The sequence below is a fragment of the Bradyrhizobium erythrophlei genome (genome assembly GCF_900142985.1).
In the GTDB taxonomy this organism is placed as follows: Bacteria; Pseudomonadota; Alphaproteobacteria; order Rhizobiales; family Xanthobacteraceae; genus Bradyrhizobium; species Bradyrhizobium erythrophlei_B.
In genome coordinates, this window is record NZ_LT670849.1 from 1818686 (window position 1) to 1836038 (window position 17353).

The following is a 17353-nucleotide window of genomic DNA, read 5'->3' on the forward strand; positions in this document are numbered from 1 at the left end:
CCCGATTCAACTTGATCTTTCGAATTTTTGGAAAACTGTGTCATCGTCGGGATCGATATCGATGTGGTTAAAAGCGATCGAGCCGGTGATGCCGGTCACAATCAAGACCACTGGGACCCGGGGGAAGCGATGCGATTGATCAAACTTGTCCAAGTCACGTTGGTTTTAGGGATACTTGGATTTTCGTTCGCGCCGCTTATCGTCGTTGAAGCGGTTGCAGGTCCGTACGAAGACGCCGAGGCGGCATATGACGCTCAGAACTACGCTAAGACGTTGAAGGATTTGAATCCCCTTGTAATGCCGTCAATGATAAAGTGCAGTATCTGCTGGGCAGGATGTACGCGCTCGGTCGCGGCGTTACTCAGAACTACCAGGAAGCGCTGAAATTGTACCGACTGGCAGGGGCACAAGGCAACCGTGACGCGCTGAGCAGTATCGGCAACTTGTACGCTATGGGTAAGGGCGTCACCCGGGACGACAACGAAGCACTGAAGTGGTTCCGGCTGTCTGCGGCACAGGGAAATGCCCATGGGGAACACGGGCTTGGCAACAAGTACGCAAGTGGGACAGGCGTCGGCAAGGATATTGTGCGTGCTTACATGTGGTACAGTCTGGCGGTGGCACAGGGCAACAGCACTTCCGTTACGAGCCGGGATTACAGCGCTGCCGAAATGACAGTTGCGCAAATCGCCCAGGCGAAGGCGATGGCGGCGAAATGCAAGGCGTCCAACTACAAGGACTGCGGTTGATGTGCGCTATGCGACTCCTCAACGGCGGGGTTTGGCTCGTGTCTTGAGCGTGGGAGCAGCAGGACTTTCGAAGATGGCCGAGGGTCCCCTTCCTACGCTCTTGTTCTCCTCTACCGTCAAGCGGCTTCCAGAAGGTTCGCAGCTACTCTCATCCCTGATTTACGTTACGCTTGCTGGTCGACCCGTTGACGGATGGGACATCATGGGACACCCAACCGCAAGGCAAATTAAACCGCCCTCCAAGACAGCGCTTTTCAACGCGGCGAGTCGCTGGGATACCGCGGCGGTCAAGATGATATTAGCTGCGGCTCCCGAGCTCGCAGAGACCATAGATCCCGGAGGTCGCAGAGCTCTCCATGTCGCCTGCGCCGTGAGGCCTGGCACCAGCATGCTTGGTGAACCCAACGGCATCAAGACCGTCACCGCACTCCTAAATGCGGGCGCGGGCTTGGAGGTTGAGGTGCCCATGGACGAGGACGAAGGCGACTTCCGAGCGACCCCGCTTTGGTATGCCGTCGCGCGCGGCGAGAACCTGCCTTTGGTGCGGTTTCTCCTGAAGCGCGGTGCGGATGCGAGCTATTCGCTGTGGGCAGCGGTATGGCGCGATGACGATGTGCTGTGTCGCGAACTCCTGAAGGTCAAGCCACGCCTAAATCTCAGGGCTCATGGCGAGACCCCGATCTTCTATGCTGCTCGGCTCAAACGGCTGAAGACTTTGGATCCGCTGATCAAGGCGGGCGCAGATCCGTCGATCATTGACAGTCATGGCCGGAGTGCCGTCGACATCGCGCGCGGGCACGCCATCTGCCGAAAGATTTCCTCGACCGTCTGACGCATTTGAAGCCGCGCGCTTAGTTTCGCAAAGGCGGATTCACTTCCTTACGTGCCGTTCTCCGGCGCTCGGCCAACCCTCGTAGAGTTCGCGGCTACTCAGGCGAGCATTCATCGGTATCGGCGGGCGCAGAGCGCCCCATCATAGCGCCACGGCGAATGAGTAGTGCCCATCTTCATCGGCCGCGGCGCGCCATTTACCCCAGGACACGCTGTCGCAGCCTGCCCCCCGCTTCTCCGATCGAGCCCGCCAAGACGCTCGGCTGCCGGCCTTTGATTTCGGCTGCGGATAATTTCTTCCACCGCCCACGCCGGCCAAAGTGGGATCACAGCCGCACGATCGCAATACTACGATGCATAGCTGGATAGCGCGTAGGGCGGTCGCTTGATGGTTTCGGCACGGAAAATGCTTTGCAAGCGGTCGATTCATGTCTCAACGACCCTGCTACGTAAGTATCTGCACCAGAGGGAGGACCTTCCATGCATGGCCAAAGAATCATCGAAATTGCCCTGTCCACGACCAGATGCTTGCTAGCCGGCGCAAGCGTCCTCGTTGCCACACTCTGCACTGGTCCCGCATTCGCCGACGATGACGGGCGCCCCGTGAAAGTCATGATTATCAATATGTTCGGCGGCACCCCCTTCCCATTCTCCGAGGCATCGGCGTTCACGGCCAATCTCGGGTTGACTGAATCGATACCCGTTCGAGGCCTTTCGCCCGACTACCCCAACATTCTGTGCAACTCCGACGATGTGTGCCAGATGGTCGCCGGCGAGGGTCATGCGAACGTGGCAGCATCGACCATGGCATTGATTCTCAGTAACAAGTTCGACCTGCGCCGCACATACTTCCTGATCGCCGGCATTGCGGGAATCGATCCTCACCAGGGGACAACGGGCTCGGCCGCTTGGGCGCGCTATCTCATCGACTACGGCATTTCATGGGAGATCGACGCGCGCGAGATTCCGGGAACCGTGGCCGATCCGACCACCCCGGCATGGCCCTATGGATACCTCGCGATCTTTCCGACCGACACGACCACGCAGCCCTGGAACTCGTTGCCCACCATCCCGACCCCATATCACAGCGAGATGTATCAGTTGAACGAAGCGTTGCTGCAGAAAATCCTCGCTTTGACCGGCAAGGTGGATCTCACGGTCAACGACAATGCGACGGCGTCAGCCTATCGAGGCCACTATGCCGAGGCGAAGGCCAAGGCCCCGCCAAGCGTCATTCAGTGCGACACGATGGCGGGCGATACCTGGTTTCACGGCATCCAGCTGGGTGAACGGGCCGCGGCATGGACCGCGCTGTGGACCGGCGGCAAGGGCACCTATTGCACCACGCAACAGGAGGACAACGCCACGTACATGGCGCTGACCCGCGGGGCCATCTCGGGACTGGTGGATCTCAACCGCGTTGCGGTGCTGCGGACCGCCTCGAACTTTGACCGTCCCTATCCCGGCGAGTCGGCCTGGCACTCGCTGTGCGGTTGCGGTCCCGAGGGTGGCTCGGGCGGTTTCGTGCCCGCCATCAGCAATCTGTGGATCGCGTCCGCGCCATTCATCAAGGATGTCGTCGCCCACTGGGACAAGTGGAAGCACGCTGTCCCGAAGTAGCGCTTGCAGATTGGTATTGCAGCGATCGATCTCGCCGAAGGGTCGATCGCCAACGGGTGCGACCACGACAGCGTACGTAGACTCCAAACATCATAGCGCCACGGCGAAGAAATAATGCCCATCTTTATCGGCCGTGGCGCGCCATTTCGACGCCGTTTCTCGATCGCGTCGCATCGACGCGCACGACCCAAAACAGGCGTTCCCATGTCAGGCAGCCAATTTCTGGCCCCATTTAAAGCGGGACTGCGCCGACGCGTCGCGGCCGCGGTTAGGAGCTTGGCCCAATTCCTCGAACTATCGAAATCCTTTAGCGACGTTGCTTTCGCAACTCGCGAACGCGAGCTCCTCCGAGATCAAAAATTGGCAGAACGGCCACTCGGCCGGAAAGCTTCACCGGTGAGTGGATTTTTATCGGCGTGCATGGATCATTTTCCGACGACCGTCGCAGAAGAGCGCGCGTGACCAAGTCGCGCGCGCTCTTCGATCAAAACGACCCGAACGGGTAACCACCCAATGAGGTCAATGATCGTGATCGTCGTGACGGTCCTCGATCAGGTCGGCGTCCGGAAGCGTTTTTTCCTCCGCCATTAGTTCGTCGTGCGACTCGTGTTGGCACACGAAGCTGGAGGCAACGTTCGTGCTGCCCGCGCCCTTGTGGACGAGTTTGTCCGGGTATTTGCAGATAGGACGGCTGACCGTCGCCAATGTCGGATTCGCGTTGTTGTAGGCGATGATCGAGTCAGGCGCTGCGTCGTGCTCAACCCAATTGACGAGAGCCTGGAACAAGCCACCTGAGCTCGAGGAGTCGATCAACGGGGCATTCGGCTGGTCGAAATTGCCGCCGCAGTGGCTGTTGCCGGGATACGGGAAGAAGCGATAGAATTTTTGAACTTGCGAAAGTCCGCCGGCGTGTTTGGTGGCACGATTGTAGTAGTTGTACGAACCTCGTGGCATGATCAGCAGATCAGCCAATCCATGATAGATGATCATCTTGCCCCCGTGTTCACGGAATTCAGACAGATTCGGATCGTCTGTTCCGATGACGTCATGGAACTTGAGTTCTGACTGTTTGAACTCCTGGGCGAAGTTCGCCTCCGTGATGGTGTGCCAATCGAAACCGGGATTTTGATTGACCCAATACTGTAACCATTGAGTGGAGATCGAAAATGGCGATGGGCCGTCCAGCCCAAGGAAGGTCGTGCCGCGTTCAAGCCCGAACCATAGCCGTTCGCCGGCTTTCGGGCCCGGAGGACCGTCCCAGATTTTGTTGACCGCGCTCGCTTCGGCGGATGTCAGGCAAGTGGCGGGATTCCCGGTGCAGGTAAGCGCACTCGCCTTGAAATGGCAGGCGCGAGGGTCCTGAATGACGCCATCGGTGATCCCGTCAAGCGCGTCGCAGGCAGCGATGGACGCCTGGGTCGTAGCCTGGAGCTTCGCAACGGAAATCGGCGCCCCGACTTCCTGATTCATGACGATCTCACCCCATTGCTCTGCAGGAATGAAGCGGTCCCAATTGAAAGCGGGAGCACCAGCAAGGATCCCGTCAAAGTCGTTGGGATATTTCTGTGCCTGTTGGTGACCTTGACGACCGCCCGTCGAGCAGCCGTTCCAATAGGTGAATTTCGGCCCCTCGCCGTAATACATCGCGGTTAGTTTTTTTGTCCAAACGGCTTGTTGGTGAATCCCGTTGAACGCGAAATCCCTGATCAGGCCCAAATTCAAGGTATTGTCCGGGTTCAAGGCAAACGTGCCGCCGGCCGAGGCTGGGTGCCCCGTATCCGTCGACGAGCCGACATACCTCGCGTCCGTCGCCGGCGTAACCGGCCCCACCGATCCGGCGTATCCGCCGCCACCGAGATCCTGGATGCGTTGATTCCAGGCGCCGACGGAGCCTCCAGTCCCGCCGTCGGCGGGGCTCAGCGGCAGACCGATTCCAATATTGATCATCTGCTTCTGACCCGGCAGATATCCGTCTTTCTGACCAGCCAACTCGGAAACCGTGATGTTGACGAGGCAGTAGGACAGGTGCCCACCAGCCGCTGGCTGGACAGCCGAGGTCGCAGCGCTCACGCCTTCGCCCGTCAGGAGTTGTGCGGCGAGGCCACTGCAGCTCGGAAGCGGCGCAGCCGCGGCACCTGATATGAAGGCACTCGAACACATCAAGGCGGCCATTAAACCAAACAGTGACTTGTGCTTCTCCAATTGCAAGCGATTCGGTCTCATCTGTTTCCTCCCGTTTTTTGATGAAGTCATCGCGCGACGACGCTCTCGCGGCATGCACGATTTTTCCGAAAATGCGCTGATCTTTTGGTGGGCAAATAAGCCCGTCAGAGAACGAAATCTCTACGGCTGTCGTCTCAAAGAACCCCTCCCCGTTCTTTTTCCGCCTGAAAGGCGAAGTGCATGATAATGCACATTTGATCGTTGGCAAGCAATAAAATGCACAATGCTCTGGTCGCGCCGCAGCTCTCAACTGTCCCCAAGCAGAATTCAGACAGTCTTTGATGGACTTGCCGTAAGGGCGTTGAAAGAATTTCTTTGGGAGTGCCTACCTCAGTGCGTCGGACCATCCGAGGCTTCGCCGCACTCTCTGTTTTAAGGTCGCCAACAGGAGGTCAGTCGGGCCCGCACGGTTACCGTCACGAAGGACGCCAGTGCTGGATCTTCCCCGCGAAAGGACGCCTGCTCATTTCCGGCCTAACCTGGGATTGCCGGCCGGACGATAAAAATGACTATGCTGACAACGGGGTTTATGGCTTGAGTCTGCCGAGTCAGGTAGGGTTACCAGCAGTCGTCCGGGGCGACTGTCGTGCTTGGGGCAAGGCTTTCCCACTACGTGAGTATGCCAAAGGTCGTTTATTCGGTCAGGCTTTCTGGGAAGCGGAGACAACCGACCTGGTTTTTCGGGGCATCGCGTCGAACGAGCTTCCGTCGCATGGTTTTGGATCGTGGCAAAGAGCGGCATTCACAGAGCAGCCGGCTGAAGGAACGAAGGCTTCAAGTACAAGAAAGCGCCGATAAGTTCGTCGCGCTTGTCGGGGAACGCGTCCGCAAGGCTCGCGAACGAAGAGGCATTTCCCGTCGTGTTCTGGCCGAATTGTCCCAAGTCTCTTTGCGTTATCTGGCACAGCTCGAGGGTGGAAAGGGAAATATCTCGATTGCGCTGCTTGGGCGAGTGTCGCTTGCGCTCGATCATCGCATCGAATGGCTCGTCGGAGCCGATGATCCCTGGTCCTCCGAAGTTGTCCGGTTTTCCGAGTTCTTCCGAACAGCCACCCTGGAACAGCGCCGAAATGTCATGCGACTTCTCGACCCCGGCGATCCAGCGCGCTTGCGGGAGAAACGGCTATGCCTGATCGGTCTCCGGGGAGCCGGCAAGTCGACGCTCGGGAAAATCATGAGCAAAGAGCTGTCTTTGCCATTTTTGGAATTGAATCGCGAAATCGAAGAGGTTAGCGGAATTTCTGCCAACGAGGTGATGGCGTTGTATGGTCAAGACGGTTACCGGCGTCTCGAAAGACAGGCGCTCGAAAGAATCGTGGCGACCACTTCCGAAACCGTGCTTGCCGTTGCAGGCGGGATCGTCGCAGAGCCTGAAACCTTTTCCTATCTTCTGCGCCATTTCCACACGGTTTGGCTGAAAGCGCGCCCGGAAGAACATATGCAGCGCGTACGCAAACAGGGCGACCTTCGCCCGATGAAAGGCAACCCGAAAGCCATGGAGGAGTTACGCTCTATCCTGACTAGCAGGGAGAGCCTCTATGCTCAGGCAGAAGCCGTTCTCGACACGAGCGGCCGCACCCTGAAACAAAGCACAAAGGATCTGGTGGATGTCGTCCGCAAGCTTGAGGTGATTTGAAAACCAACGCACGAAATTCAGTTCTGCGTTACAGCATCAATTTGCAAGCTTCTTGTGCTTCTCCCATCCGGCAGCGTCCAGGCGTATGGAGGAAGGACCGGCCCGGCACCATAACTCGAGATGGTTGAGGCGAGGAAGCAAGTATCTAAGGATCCTGTCATCCAGGCGGCAAGAGTCATCCTGATGCGCCCGAAAATGGCCGCAGAACGCAGCTGCCCCACGGCTGCACAGCAACAAGCTGGCAGCAGCTTTGGCAAACGAACTGGCGCAGATCGCGTGAAATATCCTGCGCAACGAGAAGATCCTCGACGCGTCCCCTAACGAAGTGATGGCAATCTGAATAAGACCAACGATGCGTGCGTATTCCCATCAAGGCTACGGCCCGCGAGCCGATCAAACAGATCCCATGATTGAGGCGCAGAGGAGCTAAGCTGCGTCCTCCTAAACCGGAGGTCTGATCATGAATCATTCGACCAACATTCTGCCTGTCGATTACGATCAAACGCTCGTTCTAGCGATTGAGTTGAGCAACAAGAGCTGGGTGTTAGCGGCGCAGGTGCCTGGCCTTTCGCAGACCAAGGCAAAGCGGACTATCGAGCCGAATAAAAATGATCTGTTGGTGGCGATTAATGGCTATCGAACCCGAGCTGCTGCCGCTGGTCGCCCGGTCAAGCGCGTGATCGCCAGCTATGAGGCCGGATGGTGCGGGTTTTGGCTGGCGAGATGGCTCATAGCGCATGACATAGAGGTGCACGTCGTCCAGCCTTCGAGTGTACCGGTGGACCGGCGCATGCGTCGCGCCAAATCGGACGGCATCGATGCGGAGCTGCTGTTGCGCACTTTGCTTGCCTGGCTTCGCGGTGAGCCCCGCGTCTGTTCGATGGTGCCAATCCCAGACGAAGCCGATGAGGATGCGCGGCGGTGTGTCCGGGAGCGGAGTGAGCTGGTCTCCGAGCGCGTCGGCCTCGTGAATCGGATCGGCGCCATTCTGGCGACACTGGGCGCGGACGATTACAATCCCCTTCTTCAAAGCCGTCGCCGCCGGCTGACTGAGCTGCGGACCGGCCTTGGCAATCCGATACCGCCAAATGCATTGGCCAAGATCGCGCGTTTGCTTACGAGGCTGGAACTCGTGCTTGTGCAGATTGCGGAGTTAGAACTTGAACGTGATGCCGTCGCTAAAACTGACGCTCCGGACCAGGCCGGAAAAATGATCCAGCAACTCATCCGCCTGCGCGGCATCGGTGTGCAGAGCGCAACCGTGCTGGTGCGAGAAGCATTTGTTCGACGCTTCGCTAATGGCAAGGCGCTCGGGTCATACGCCGGCCTCACCTCGACCCCGTATAACAGCGGGGGCATCGATCGTGAGCGGGGCATCGGGAAAGCGGGCAACCGTCGGCTCAGAACAGTGATGGTCGAATTGACCTGGCTTTGGCAACGCTACCAACCGGGCACCACGCAGGTGGTCTGGTTCCGTGAGCGCGTCGGTTCGACTGGCCGCCGCGTTCGCAAGGTCATGGTGGTCGCGCTCGCGCGTAAACTCCTGGTTGCCTTATGGCGGTTCGTCATCGACGGTGTGATGCTTGAGGGTGCGGTCATGAAGCCCTCCATCTAACCGTCGCCGAAACCGGGCAGCGCTGCAACGGCACAGAGGTCCGGTGATCCGAGGGAACGTCGCCGTTGTCCGGCGTGGCGCTTCGGCGCCGTCTTCACAGAGTGGTGCCGTTCCTTCGAAGCTCTCCCGTCCCGAATGCGGGACAGTGGTCGGGATTACCATCCCGCCGGATGTGAGGTTAGCAGGGAAGCCCTGCAGCAAGAGAGCTCACCTCGGATCGCCGTCGGCAGAAAACCGTTGACAGAGGAATCATCATGTGAGGCCGGATACTTATCAGCGACTTCCGATACCTACGCTCAATCTCTGTTGCGAAACGCAGCCGGTCCATACATTTGGGTCGCAAGCCGACATGAGCGACGTGGCGGAGCGACCTCCGCTTTACGCCGATAAGGGGCAACGCAGCGACAAATGCTGCAGGTCAACAATGGGCCATAATCAGACCTGCCAATCCCTATAATCAGCGGCGTGGCAATGGGCAGACGCTAGACGGCTCGAGTGTAGTACCATTCCACGAGCAGCGCGCCGCCCACCGGCCACCGATTTAATCGCGGTCGGAGTTGAATGGCGGAATCTTCGCCCGGATCGCCGACACCGTGTATTGCTTGGCCTGTAGCGTCCAGGCCGAGTCCACGGCTGCCATCGCACTCGCAAACGGCAGGAACAAGGTCAGGTTCGAGACGTAGAGCGTTTTGCCGTCGAGCGAGAAAGCAAGGCTCGCGGGGAATAACAGGCCGCGGACCACGCCGTCCTTGTTGAAGCCGTTGAAGTCGCCCAGCTTCGCTATCACTTTGCCCGTCTTGTCGATCACGACGATATCATCTTCCTGGTTGGCGCAGATCCAGATGTTGCCGTCGCGATCAAGCGCTATTCCATCCGGCGCATTGATGCCGGTGATGAACACGGACGCCGTACCCGCGCTGCCGTTCGGGTTCACCGGAATCTGGATGATTTGGTGAAACGCCGTGTTGGCTACATAGAGGACTTTGCCGTCATTGCTGAATTCGACGCCGTTTGCGCCGAATGGTGGCGTCAGGCCGCTGCCCGGGCCAAGCAACGGGCTGTTCGACCAGACCGTCGGCGTCCCGCCATTGGGGCCGACCTTCCAGATCACGCCATTAAACGAATCCGAAATGTAAGCGTTGCCGAGCTTGTCGAAGGTCAGTGCATTGAGACCGGAGTTCGCGATCGCCGGAACGAAGATACTCGACGAGCCACTCATCGGGTCGACATGAAGTACCGTGCCGGCACCGAAATCGAGGACCAGCAAGAATCCGTTGACGGGGTTGAAGCGCAATCCAAGCGTATGGGGGCTCGAATTTGCGATCGTAACCTGGCGCACCACCTTGCCATTCGGGTTGAGGACGTAAAGCGTCGCGTTGCCCGTCAGCGCGCCGCTGGCGTTGAAGCCGAATGTCGTCACGTAGACGTTGCCATCCGGACCGACGGTCAGGCCCTCAACGCTAGATGGCTGGCCGGAGGACGTGTTGGGCAGCACCGTCAGTAGGTCGACATCGCCGCGATCCCAGGCATTGGCGGAAGGCGCCGCCATGATAAGGCCAAGCAAGACAGCGGCGCACCAAGTTCGCGTCATGTTCTCCTCCCTAATTTAACTCCAGGATTTCCTGGATAACGGCTAATTTGCCCTGCAAAATCCCAAACTGTCTACGTCGCCGACGGGTCCACAAGCAGAAATCGGGTCCCGGTGTGGGATGTGTCTGCTTAAGCTTCGAAGCGGGATTGGCTCCATCTAATTCGCACACCGCCTTACGGCCAACCTGGCACCTACGTGCCGGTTAGAGCACCGCAGCTAGCATACATCATGCCTCTCAACCCAAACTGTGAATCGTTCCGAGGCGGGCAAAGGCCGCCGCTTCGAGCCATCGTCGCCTGTCTGCCCCGTCGTGCGGCCATCTTTCGGCATGGAGCGTAGCCGCATCAATGCCGCTGCGCGCCTCTGGGTAGAGGCTGCTCGTCAACGTAATCCGCGGTATTGACGATCGGAATCGTTCCGAATGAATTAGGGACGGGCGGCGACACGGCAGCAACGCGCACCGCAGGCGCTTCTCCCGGTGGCGGATCAAGCAACAAGGTTTCCTCAACGTCCTTCACCAGGGTCGCCTCGCGCGCCTTGACCAGGCGCAGCACCCAACCCTTATGTTCCTCACCGAGGCGCAGGCGGACGATTTTACTCGTTGCTTTCTCAAGAAAAATTCCGATCTGGACGTCGGTGCCGATGACCGTTCCGATCAACGACACCGAAAGGCGCTCCGGCTCTGGCGGCTTGGCTGACTGCCGAACGGCCATTGGCGCGACATAGGTCAGCGGAGGCGGTAGCGGGCGACGGGATGGCGAAAAGATTGGCCGCTCTCGCGTGATAGACAATCGCTCGAGCGGCAGCTCCCATAATGGATTTGGAGACTCGGCGTTGGAGCTCAGCCGCTGAGATGGCGACTCTCGCCCCTCGCGACCCTCCGACAGCGGCGAAAGAAGAACGCCCACGGACCGCTCCTGTGCGGTTGCGTCCGTAAGCTTCTCCGTCGCGACCTGATAAGTCGCGACGTCGCCCTGCTGGAGCGACTGCGAGGTGCCCCGCGCTTTTTCGCCCGCCGCATCGACGACTGATGGCGGAGTGCCCGCCATCATCTCATCGAAGCCAGCGAACGCGCCGAGCAACGCGACGCCTGCCAGTAACAAAAAGGAGTGACCTGTTTTCATTCAATCCATACACGCCAACCGCAACGTGGCCCTTGCGAGGACCACAACGAGTTTATCTCGAAAATTGCTGTCGGCGATCCTCTAATGTTGGTGCTCCTTCTCGACGGCGTAGGCCAGGACCACGGGTTTAACGCCCTTTTGGATCTTCGCGACCACGCTCACCTTGCCGTCCTTGCTGAACGCCACGTGAATGCGGGAAAATTTGCCGTTTGCTTCATCGACCAAATATTCCCACGCCTCGCCGTATTGTTCTGCCTCGCAATCGGCATCGTTGCTGGTGCGCCACGGTTGGCCCATCAAGCGCGAGACGTCCGAATGGGTGGCACGGCCGACCTCGATCTTTAACGCCTGCCGGGTTGGCTCATCCTGCGCCACCACGGGACTCGTGCAGATCCAGGCGAACAGGCTGGCGACCTCCGTGTCTTGTGCCACGGAGAACGACGCCAGCCCGAACACGCCGGCCAGGATCAATGGGATCCTTGCTTTCATGGGCTATTGTCTTTCTTGCTAGTGTTGATTGCCATGGCCGTTGCCTTGATCGTTGTCATTGCCTTGCCCGTCATCGTTGCCTTGGTCGTTATCACTGCCATTGCCGGCCGCTGCCGCCTGGCCGGTGAGCCTGATGATGTGCATGCCCGTGCCAGCACGATCGGCAATGTAGACCAGACCGCGGTCATCCACCTCGGCGTTGTTGGTGTGTATGGCGTTGACGGTGTGACCGTCGCGACCCGTGTTGGCCATCGTGCAGCCCGGACCGGGCGAAGGTCCTCCCTTCGGGCCGCAGCCCGTGTCGTTGGGCGCAGGGATGAAGTAGGCGATCGCGCGCGGATCGTCGGGATTGCGAATGTCAAACACACGCAGCCCGCCGGTGAACCACGCCAGGATTGCCAACCTGCCATAGTAGGGAGGATAGAACAGCTCCGTAGACGAGTGGATGCCAAAACGGGCTCCCTGGTTGCAGAAGTTGTTCGGATTTGTGCCCTTCGGCGAATCCTGCGGTGTGACGCTGTTGCCGTAGATGCCCGACTGGGAGCAGTTCGCGGTGCCGCAGTGGTTGTCTGCGACCCCATTCCCGGGAATGATCCCCACCCACTTGTAATCGAACCCGTTCGGCACATCCATCTTGGTGCGCGCGGGATCGCTGGGATCTTCTGCGATGTATTTCGGATGTGCTTCGTCAGTCACGTCATAGAGCCAAGCCGCGTGCGGGGCACTGCCGGCCGTGCATTCGTTACCCCCTTCTTCGGAAGTGACCAGGATCAGGTTGCGAGGGCGACCATCCTGCTCGCCGTAGATGGGGAATGATGTGTGTCCGCCCTGAAGGCTGGTGCCGGGCAAGGTGAACCATCCGATCTGCGGAGCCAGCATCTCACTCTGTGTGGGACTCTTGGCGCAGTTGGCCGACGCGCCGGGTGCCTTGCAGCCGTTTAGAACCTTGTTGCGGTCGAGTATCTGCACCACACCGTTGCTGCCGACGCCATAGGCGGCGTAAACGCGATTGCCCGCAGAAATTGGTCCGTGAATGCCGGTCGGTGGCGTAACCAGCCCTTCGATGGCTGAGCCCATAGCCGTAGGCTGCTGGCCGACGAAACCAAAGTCGCGGATATACTCGGGATTTGCCGGATCGTGCAGGTTGTAGATTTTCATGTGCTGGGTGGAGCCGCTCTGCTGCCAGCCCGGCGCGGAGTCAGGGCTAACGGCCGAGGCCGTGCCGTCATTCGCCACCAGGTACGCAACGCCCGAATAGCATTCCCACCAATCTTTGTGAGTGTTCGTTGCGCCGGAGTCGATCGCCTTCAGCAAGGTCGGACTGCTGGGATTGGTAACGTCCCAGACTTCGTGCGATTCCGTGCCCGGTTGGCCGGATGCGTTGCCGTTGGTTCGGAGCATGTAGTAATGGCCGCGCTTGCGGCTAGCTTCGCCTGGCGAGGTGGACGGTAAAGTATCGCCGCCGCATACGTGGACCATCTGGTTGCCGGCAGCGTCGAGAGAGCCAGTGCAAGTCGCGCCATCCGACGGCGAGTTCGGGATGTGCGTCAGATAAATCGGATGCTGCGGATCTGTTACATCGACGAGCGACGTACCGTTCACTTCGTTGGTGAGGTTGAGCCGGTTGATTGCGCAGCCCGCATGATGGGCCATGTAGGCAATGTAACGGTTGCCCTGGTGGACGACGAGCGGTTGGTAAGTCGAGCGTCCATCCAGACTGTCGTAGCCGAGCAACTGGGTATTCCATTCGGATTGCGCCGTTCTCACGTCCTGACAACTCGGTGACAGAACAGGACACATCAGATTTGGCGGCGGCGGTGTCATATGCGGCCGTTTGCCATGATCGAAGTGCGCGAGGGGAATATCGGAACCGTACGGCGGGTAGTTCTGCGCAAGGGCGTACCCCCCGAACAGGAACGCACTGGAAGCCGCAATCGTTGGCAGAAGAGATACAAACGTCTGGCGGAGTAACTTATTCTTCTTGGGAAACATGGTCGCTCCCTCCTTTTTTCGAAGTGAATCGTCACGCCCGCTGACCACCGCGATGCGGTGCAGCCTTTCATGTTCGCGCTGATGCTTCGTTGGAAAGAATTAACTCGGCGGAATACCTCAGCCGCACTAGGCGGCCGATGCGATCCGGTCATACGCAATACTCAGACAACGTCGACGCACGTACGCGGAGCGTCGACCAAAGCCAAACCTCCCCAATCGTCTCGTTATCGCTTTCTTGATCCCGGTATCTGTCGTCACCCGGACGCAAAAAAAATAATCAGGGTGGTCAGAAGTTGTCAAGCAGCGTCGTCTTTTCGAATAGCAGGCTTGGCGCGACCGCTCAGGTCATTCTCATCACCGTCGAGATGAACGCGAACAAGTACGTGTCGCTTTTAAGTCGTAAGCAATTATGGAGCACCCGTAGGCGCGGTGCCTGCAGCAGTGAAGCCTAGCTTCGAGAAGAGACTACATTCGCGCCAGTATGAACTTCGCGGCAGCGAAGCATCGGAAGTAACGCGAGCGTGAGCAGCTCTCGCAATTGCGAATAATGTTTTTTGCGTGACAAGATTGCGAATTTTTGCGTAGCGTAAAATGCTTTGTGTGTAGTTTTTGCGTACAAGAAATCATTTTTCAGAAAAACAAATATGGCGGCGGGCATTTGGGCATCCGTCTATGAAGCTCCCGATCCCGTCATCCAACCCGACGGGGGAAACAAATGTATTCCACGACAGTCAATCTGCTGCGGCACTTCCTGCCGGCACTAGCGATCTTTGGTGCAACGCTCGGCTGGAGTTCGCCGAGCGAAGCGTATGTCCAGAAGATCGTCATCGATCAGCAAATTTCGCTCAATATCGCGCCGATCACACTGGGGACTTCGACACCCGCTCCGGCGATACCCTACACGATCTATACGGGCCGGATTTTCGGCGAACTGGATCCAAGCGATCCGCAACACTCGATCATTACTGACATCGAGCACGCGCCCAAAACGCAGGGCAAGGTCACCTACGTCGCCAACTTTCAGATTGTCACGCCGACCGATCCACGCCAGCGCAGCGGCTTGTTGATCCACGAGGTGCCGAACCGCGGCAACAACGCGATCCCGATGACTGCGCTGGTGCAGGGTGCGACCTACTTGCAGAGCGGCTGGCAAGGCGACCTTCTGGCCCAATGCTCGCCCTCTCCGGCGATCCCGTATCCTTGCTTTGACCTGAACTCCGGACCCTATGGCAGCCTGAACCCCACTAGCGGGGCGCTCGTTCCTCCAACTGTATCCGACGTTGCAGGACCTTCGGGGCTGAAGGCTTTAGCGAGTTATGTCGTTCAGGTGCCGGTCGCGACCCACGGCAACACGTCGAACAATGGCAATGGACAGGGCAATCACAACGGCGACGATCATGGCGTCGGCAACGTCATTACGGGCCAGGTGTACGGCCACGTCTGCTCCGGTACGAACGGATGCGGCTTGCCTGTCCCGACGGGCACACCTCCGAGCACCGCGCAGCTGGCCATCCAGGGCCCGGCATTTGTCCCGTATCACCCGGCGAGCCTGGACACCAAGCAGGCTCAGTTCTGGAGCGTATCGTCTCAAACCGCCGCCGGCGTAACCAGCGCGAAGACGCCGATCCCGAGCGGCCAGTGGGCCTGGGCGTACTGCCCCACTGGCTGGCCAGGCACGCCAAATCCAAACTGGATTTGCCTGAAGAACAGCACATTCAACCCGAAGCTCGAATATGAAATGGTCTACACCGGCGAGAACCCATTGGTGCTTGGTGTCGGATTTGCCGCGTTCCGTGACCTTGCGGCTTTCCTCCGTTACGGCACCGCTGCTCCGGGCGGCGGCCAAAACCCGATCGCAGGTTCGATCACCGCGGCAATGACCATCGGCGCGTCGCAATCTGCCGCGTTCATCCACGGCTTCGTCTTCTGGGGATTCAACGAAGAAGGCCGCGACCAATGGGGCCACGATCAACGGGGCCGCATTGTTTTTGACGGCGCCTGGCCGCAAATCGACGGGCGGATGATGGTGATGAACATTCGCTTCGGACAGCCGAACAACCTCATGTATCTCTACATGGGCGGCGACGAAGCTCCGGTCTGGTGGGCAGACTATCCGAACCTGGCACGTCACCTTCCGCCTGACGGCATGCTTCACCGCTGCGCGCGGGACAACACGTGTCCGGCAATCCTGGAAACGTTCGCTTCGGCGGAGCTCTACTCCGAAAAGATGGCGGTCTCGCTTTGCGGCTTCACCTGCGTAGAAGACATTCCGATCCCATCGAACGTCTATCGGTACTACACGCCAGGTGCCACCCACGGCGGCGGCGCGGTCAGCAACACTGCGAACCTGTTCAACTGGGTTTCCCCCGCCGCTGTAACCGTACCGACGGGTCAGTCGCTGGCGAACGATCCAATCCCGCTGGCGTACACGAACAACGCGCTGCAGTACAACTTCATTCAGTTGCTCATGAACGGCGTCGCAATGCCGGCCAGCGTTTATCCGACGCTGTCCAAAGGGCAGCTGGCGCCCAATACCAAACAGGGTGTCGGATTCCCCGACATTCCCAAAATGCCCTATGGAGGAGACCAGGCCTGGCCGCCGTTTGTCTACAACTTCGGTCCCAGGGAGAATTACGATCAGGAGAGCGGCGTGCCGACCATTCAGCCGCCGATCATTGAAAGAGTGCTGCCGGTCTATGCCGCCAAGGTGAATGCCGATGGCAATGAGGTTGTGGATGGCCTGCCGACGATCCTGGGTGACGCTCCGTTGGGCACTTATGTTGGTTGGAACCTCGCCACGACCGGGTGGTACGGCCCCAATGCAAGCAACGGCCCGGGAAGCGTCGGCCAGGTTTTTGCGGGGGCCGGCAACAGCGGCGGCTACTATCCCTTCTGGGATACAAAAACTAACCGTCAAGCAAATGGTGATCCCCGCCTTTCGCTTGAGGAGCGGTACGGTACCCATGCTGGCTACGTCTGCGTTGTGACAAAGGCGATAAACAAGGCGCAGCAGCTGCGCTTCCTTCTACCTTCGGACGCACAAACGCTGCTTTCGCAGGCGAACTCTTCGAATGTGCTTGTTGCGGTTGCGCCGACGCCAGCCGATACCGCATTAGCAAATTCGTTGTGCTCGAACTGACCTAGCAGGCCGACTAAACCAATGCGACCGACACAGCGGTGGATCACTCAACGGCGGATCCGGACAACCTGATCCGCCGCTTGGTTGCTGTGCCAGTATCTAGAAGTTCTCGCCGGTCCAGACCCTAACTTGAGCACGTCGCACCGGTTGCGGAGCGCATTGCGTCGACTAGGCTGGACAATGGAAGAGTCCCCGAGGTGGGGTTGATCAAAACCCGGCGCGGAAGCTAGCTATGAAGCCTTGTTTTCTGGCTGCCTGGCCGCTCGGCCGGGTTCGGTACGAGAACGCCACCTGATCCGCCCAGCGTCTTTGCCGACAGTCTCTCGGATACGTTCTCAAGGCGC

The 17353-nt window shown here is 58.9% G+C and carries 11 protein-coding genes; 6 read left to right on the forward strand and 5 right to left on the reverse strand.

Translation table 11 applies throughout. The features are described 5' to 3' along the window. The first annotated feature begins 314 nt into the window (after nt 1-314). The 3 genes from BUA38_RS08570 to BUA38_RS08580 all read left to right on the forward strand — a co-directional run bounded on the left by BUA38_RS08570 (nt 315) and on the right by BUA38_RS08580 (nt 3200). Entirely contained in the window at nt 315-749 is a 435-nt protein-coding gene (locus BUA38_RS08570) for a tetratricopeptide repeat protein (RefSeq protein ID WP_072817547.1), read from the forward strand. A gap of 388 nt (nt 750-1137) precedes the next feature. After that, nucleotides 1138-1581, forward strand: coding sequence for an ankyrin repeat domain-containing protein (locus BUA38_RS37505; protein ID WP_072817548.1), 444 nt, complete (start codon nt 1138-1140; stop codon nt 1579-1581). Nucleotides 1582-2192: 611 nt separating this feature from the next. Further along, on the forward strand, nt 2193-3200 hold the full coding sequence (locus BUA38_RS08580; protein WP_197685921.1) for a purine-nucleoside phosphorylase: 1008 nt from the start codon (nt 2193-2195) through the stop codon (nt 3198-3200). 519 nt (nt 3201-3719) lie between these two features. Here the strand turns inward: BUA38_RS08580 and BUA38_RS08585 are convergent. Further along, entirely contained in the window at nt 3720-5477 is a 1758-nt protein-coding gene (locus tag BUA38_RS08585) for a tannase/feruloyl esterase family alpha/beta hydrolase (RefSeq protein ID WP_083587509.1), read from the reverse strand. A gap of 658 nt (nt 5478-6135) precedes the next feature. On the opposite strand from BUA38_RS08585, the gene BUA38_RS08590 reads away from it, so the two are divergent. Together BUA38_RS08590 and BUA38_RS08595 are read left to right on the forward strand one after the other, a co-directional pair. Next, nucleotides 6136-7059, forward strand: a complete 924-nt coding sequence (locus BUA38_RS08590) for a helix-turn-helix transcriptional regulator (RefSeq protein ID WP_072817551.1) — start codon at nt 6136-6138, stop codon at nt 7057-7059. Between the two features lie 460 nt (nt 7060-7519). Further along, nucleotides 7520-8674 (forward strand): IS110 family transposase, encoded by a 1155-nt coding sequence (locus tag BUA38_RS08595; protein ID WP_072817552.1) that lies wholly within the window; start codon nt 7520-7522, stop codon nt 8672-8674. A 541-nt stretch (nt 8675-9215) separates the two neighbouring features. Here the strand turns inward: BUA38_RS08595 and BUA38_RS08600 are convergent. From BUA38_RS08600 to BUA38_RS08615, 4 genes are all read right to left on the reverse strand, one after another. Next, nucleotides 9216-10265 carry an SMP-30/gluconolactonase/LRE family protein gene (locus BUA38_RS08600; protein ID WP_072817553.1) on the reverse strand — a complete coding sequence of 350 codons (1050 nt, stop codon included), beginning with the start codon at nt 10263-10265 and terminating at the stop codon, nt 9216-9218. 344 nt (nt 10266-10609) lie between these two features. Then, complete coding sequence (locus tag BUA38_RS36590) at nt 10610-10930, reverse strand: hypothetical protein (protein ID WP_156898448.1); 321 nt, start codon at nt 10928-10930, stop codon at nt 10610-10612. 540 nt (nt 10931-11470) lie between these two features. Next, nucleotides 11471-11860 (reverse strand): hypothetical protein, encoded by a 390-nt coding sequence (locus BUA38_RS08610; RefSeq protein WP_156898449.1) that lies wholly within the window; start codon nt 11858-11860, stop codon nt 11471-11473. A gap of 36 nt (nt 11861-11896) precedes the next feature. After that, nucleotides 11897-13870 carry an LVIVD repeat-containing protein gene (locus BUA38_RS08615; RefSeq protein WP_156898450.1) on the reverse strand — a complete coding sequence of 658 codons (1974 nt, stop codon included), beginning with the start codon at nt 13868-13870 and terminating at the stop codon, nt 11897-11899. A gap of 715 nt (nt 13871-14585) precedes the next feature. On the opposite strand from BUA38_RS08615, the gene BUA38_RS08620 reads away from it, so the two are divergent. Next, on the forward strand, nt 14586-17009 hold the full coding sequence (locus BUA38_RS08620; protein ID WP_072817557.1) for an alpha/beta hydrolase domain-containing protein: 2424 nt from the start codon (nt 14586-14588) through the stop codon (nt 17007-17009). The last annotated feature ends 344 nt before the right edge of the window (nt 17010-17353 follow it).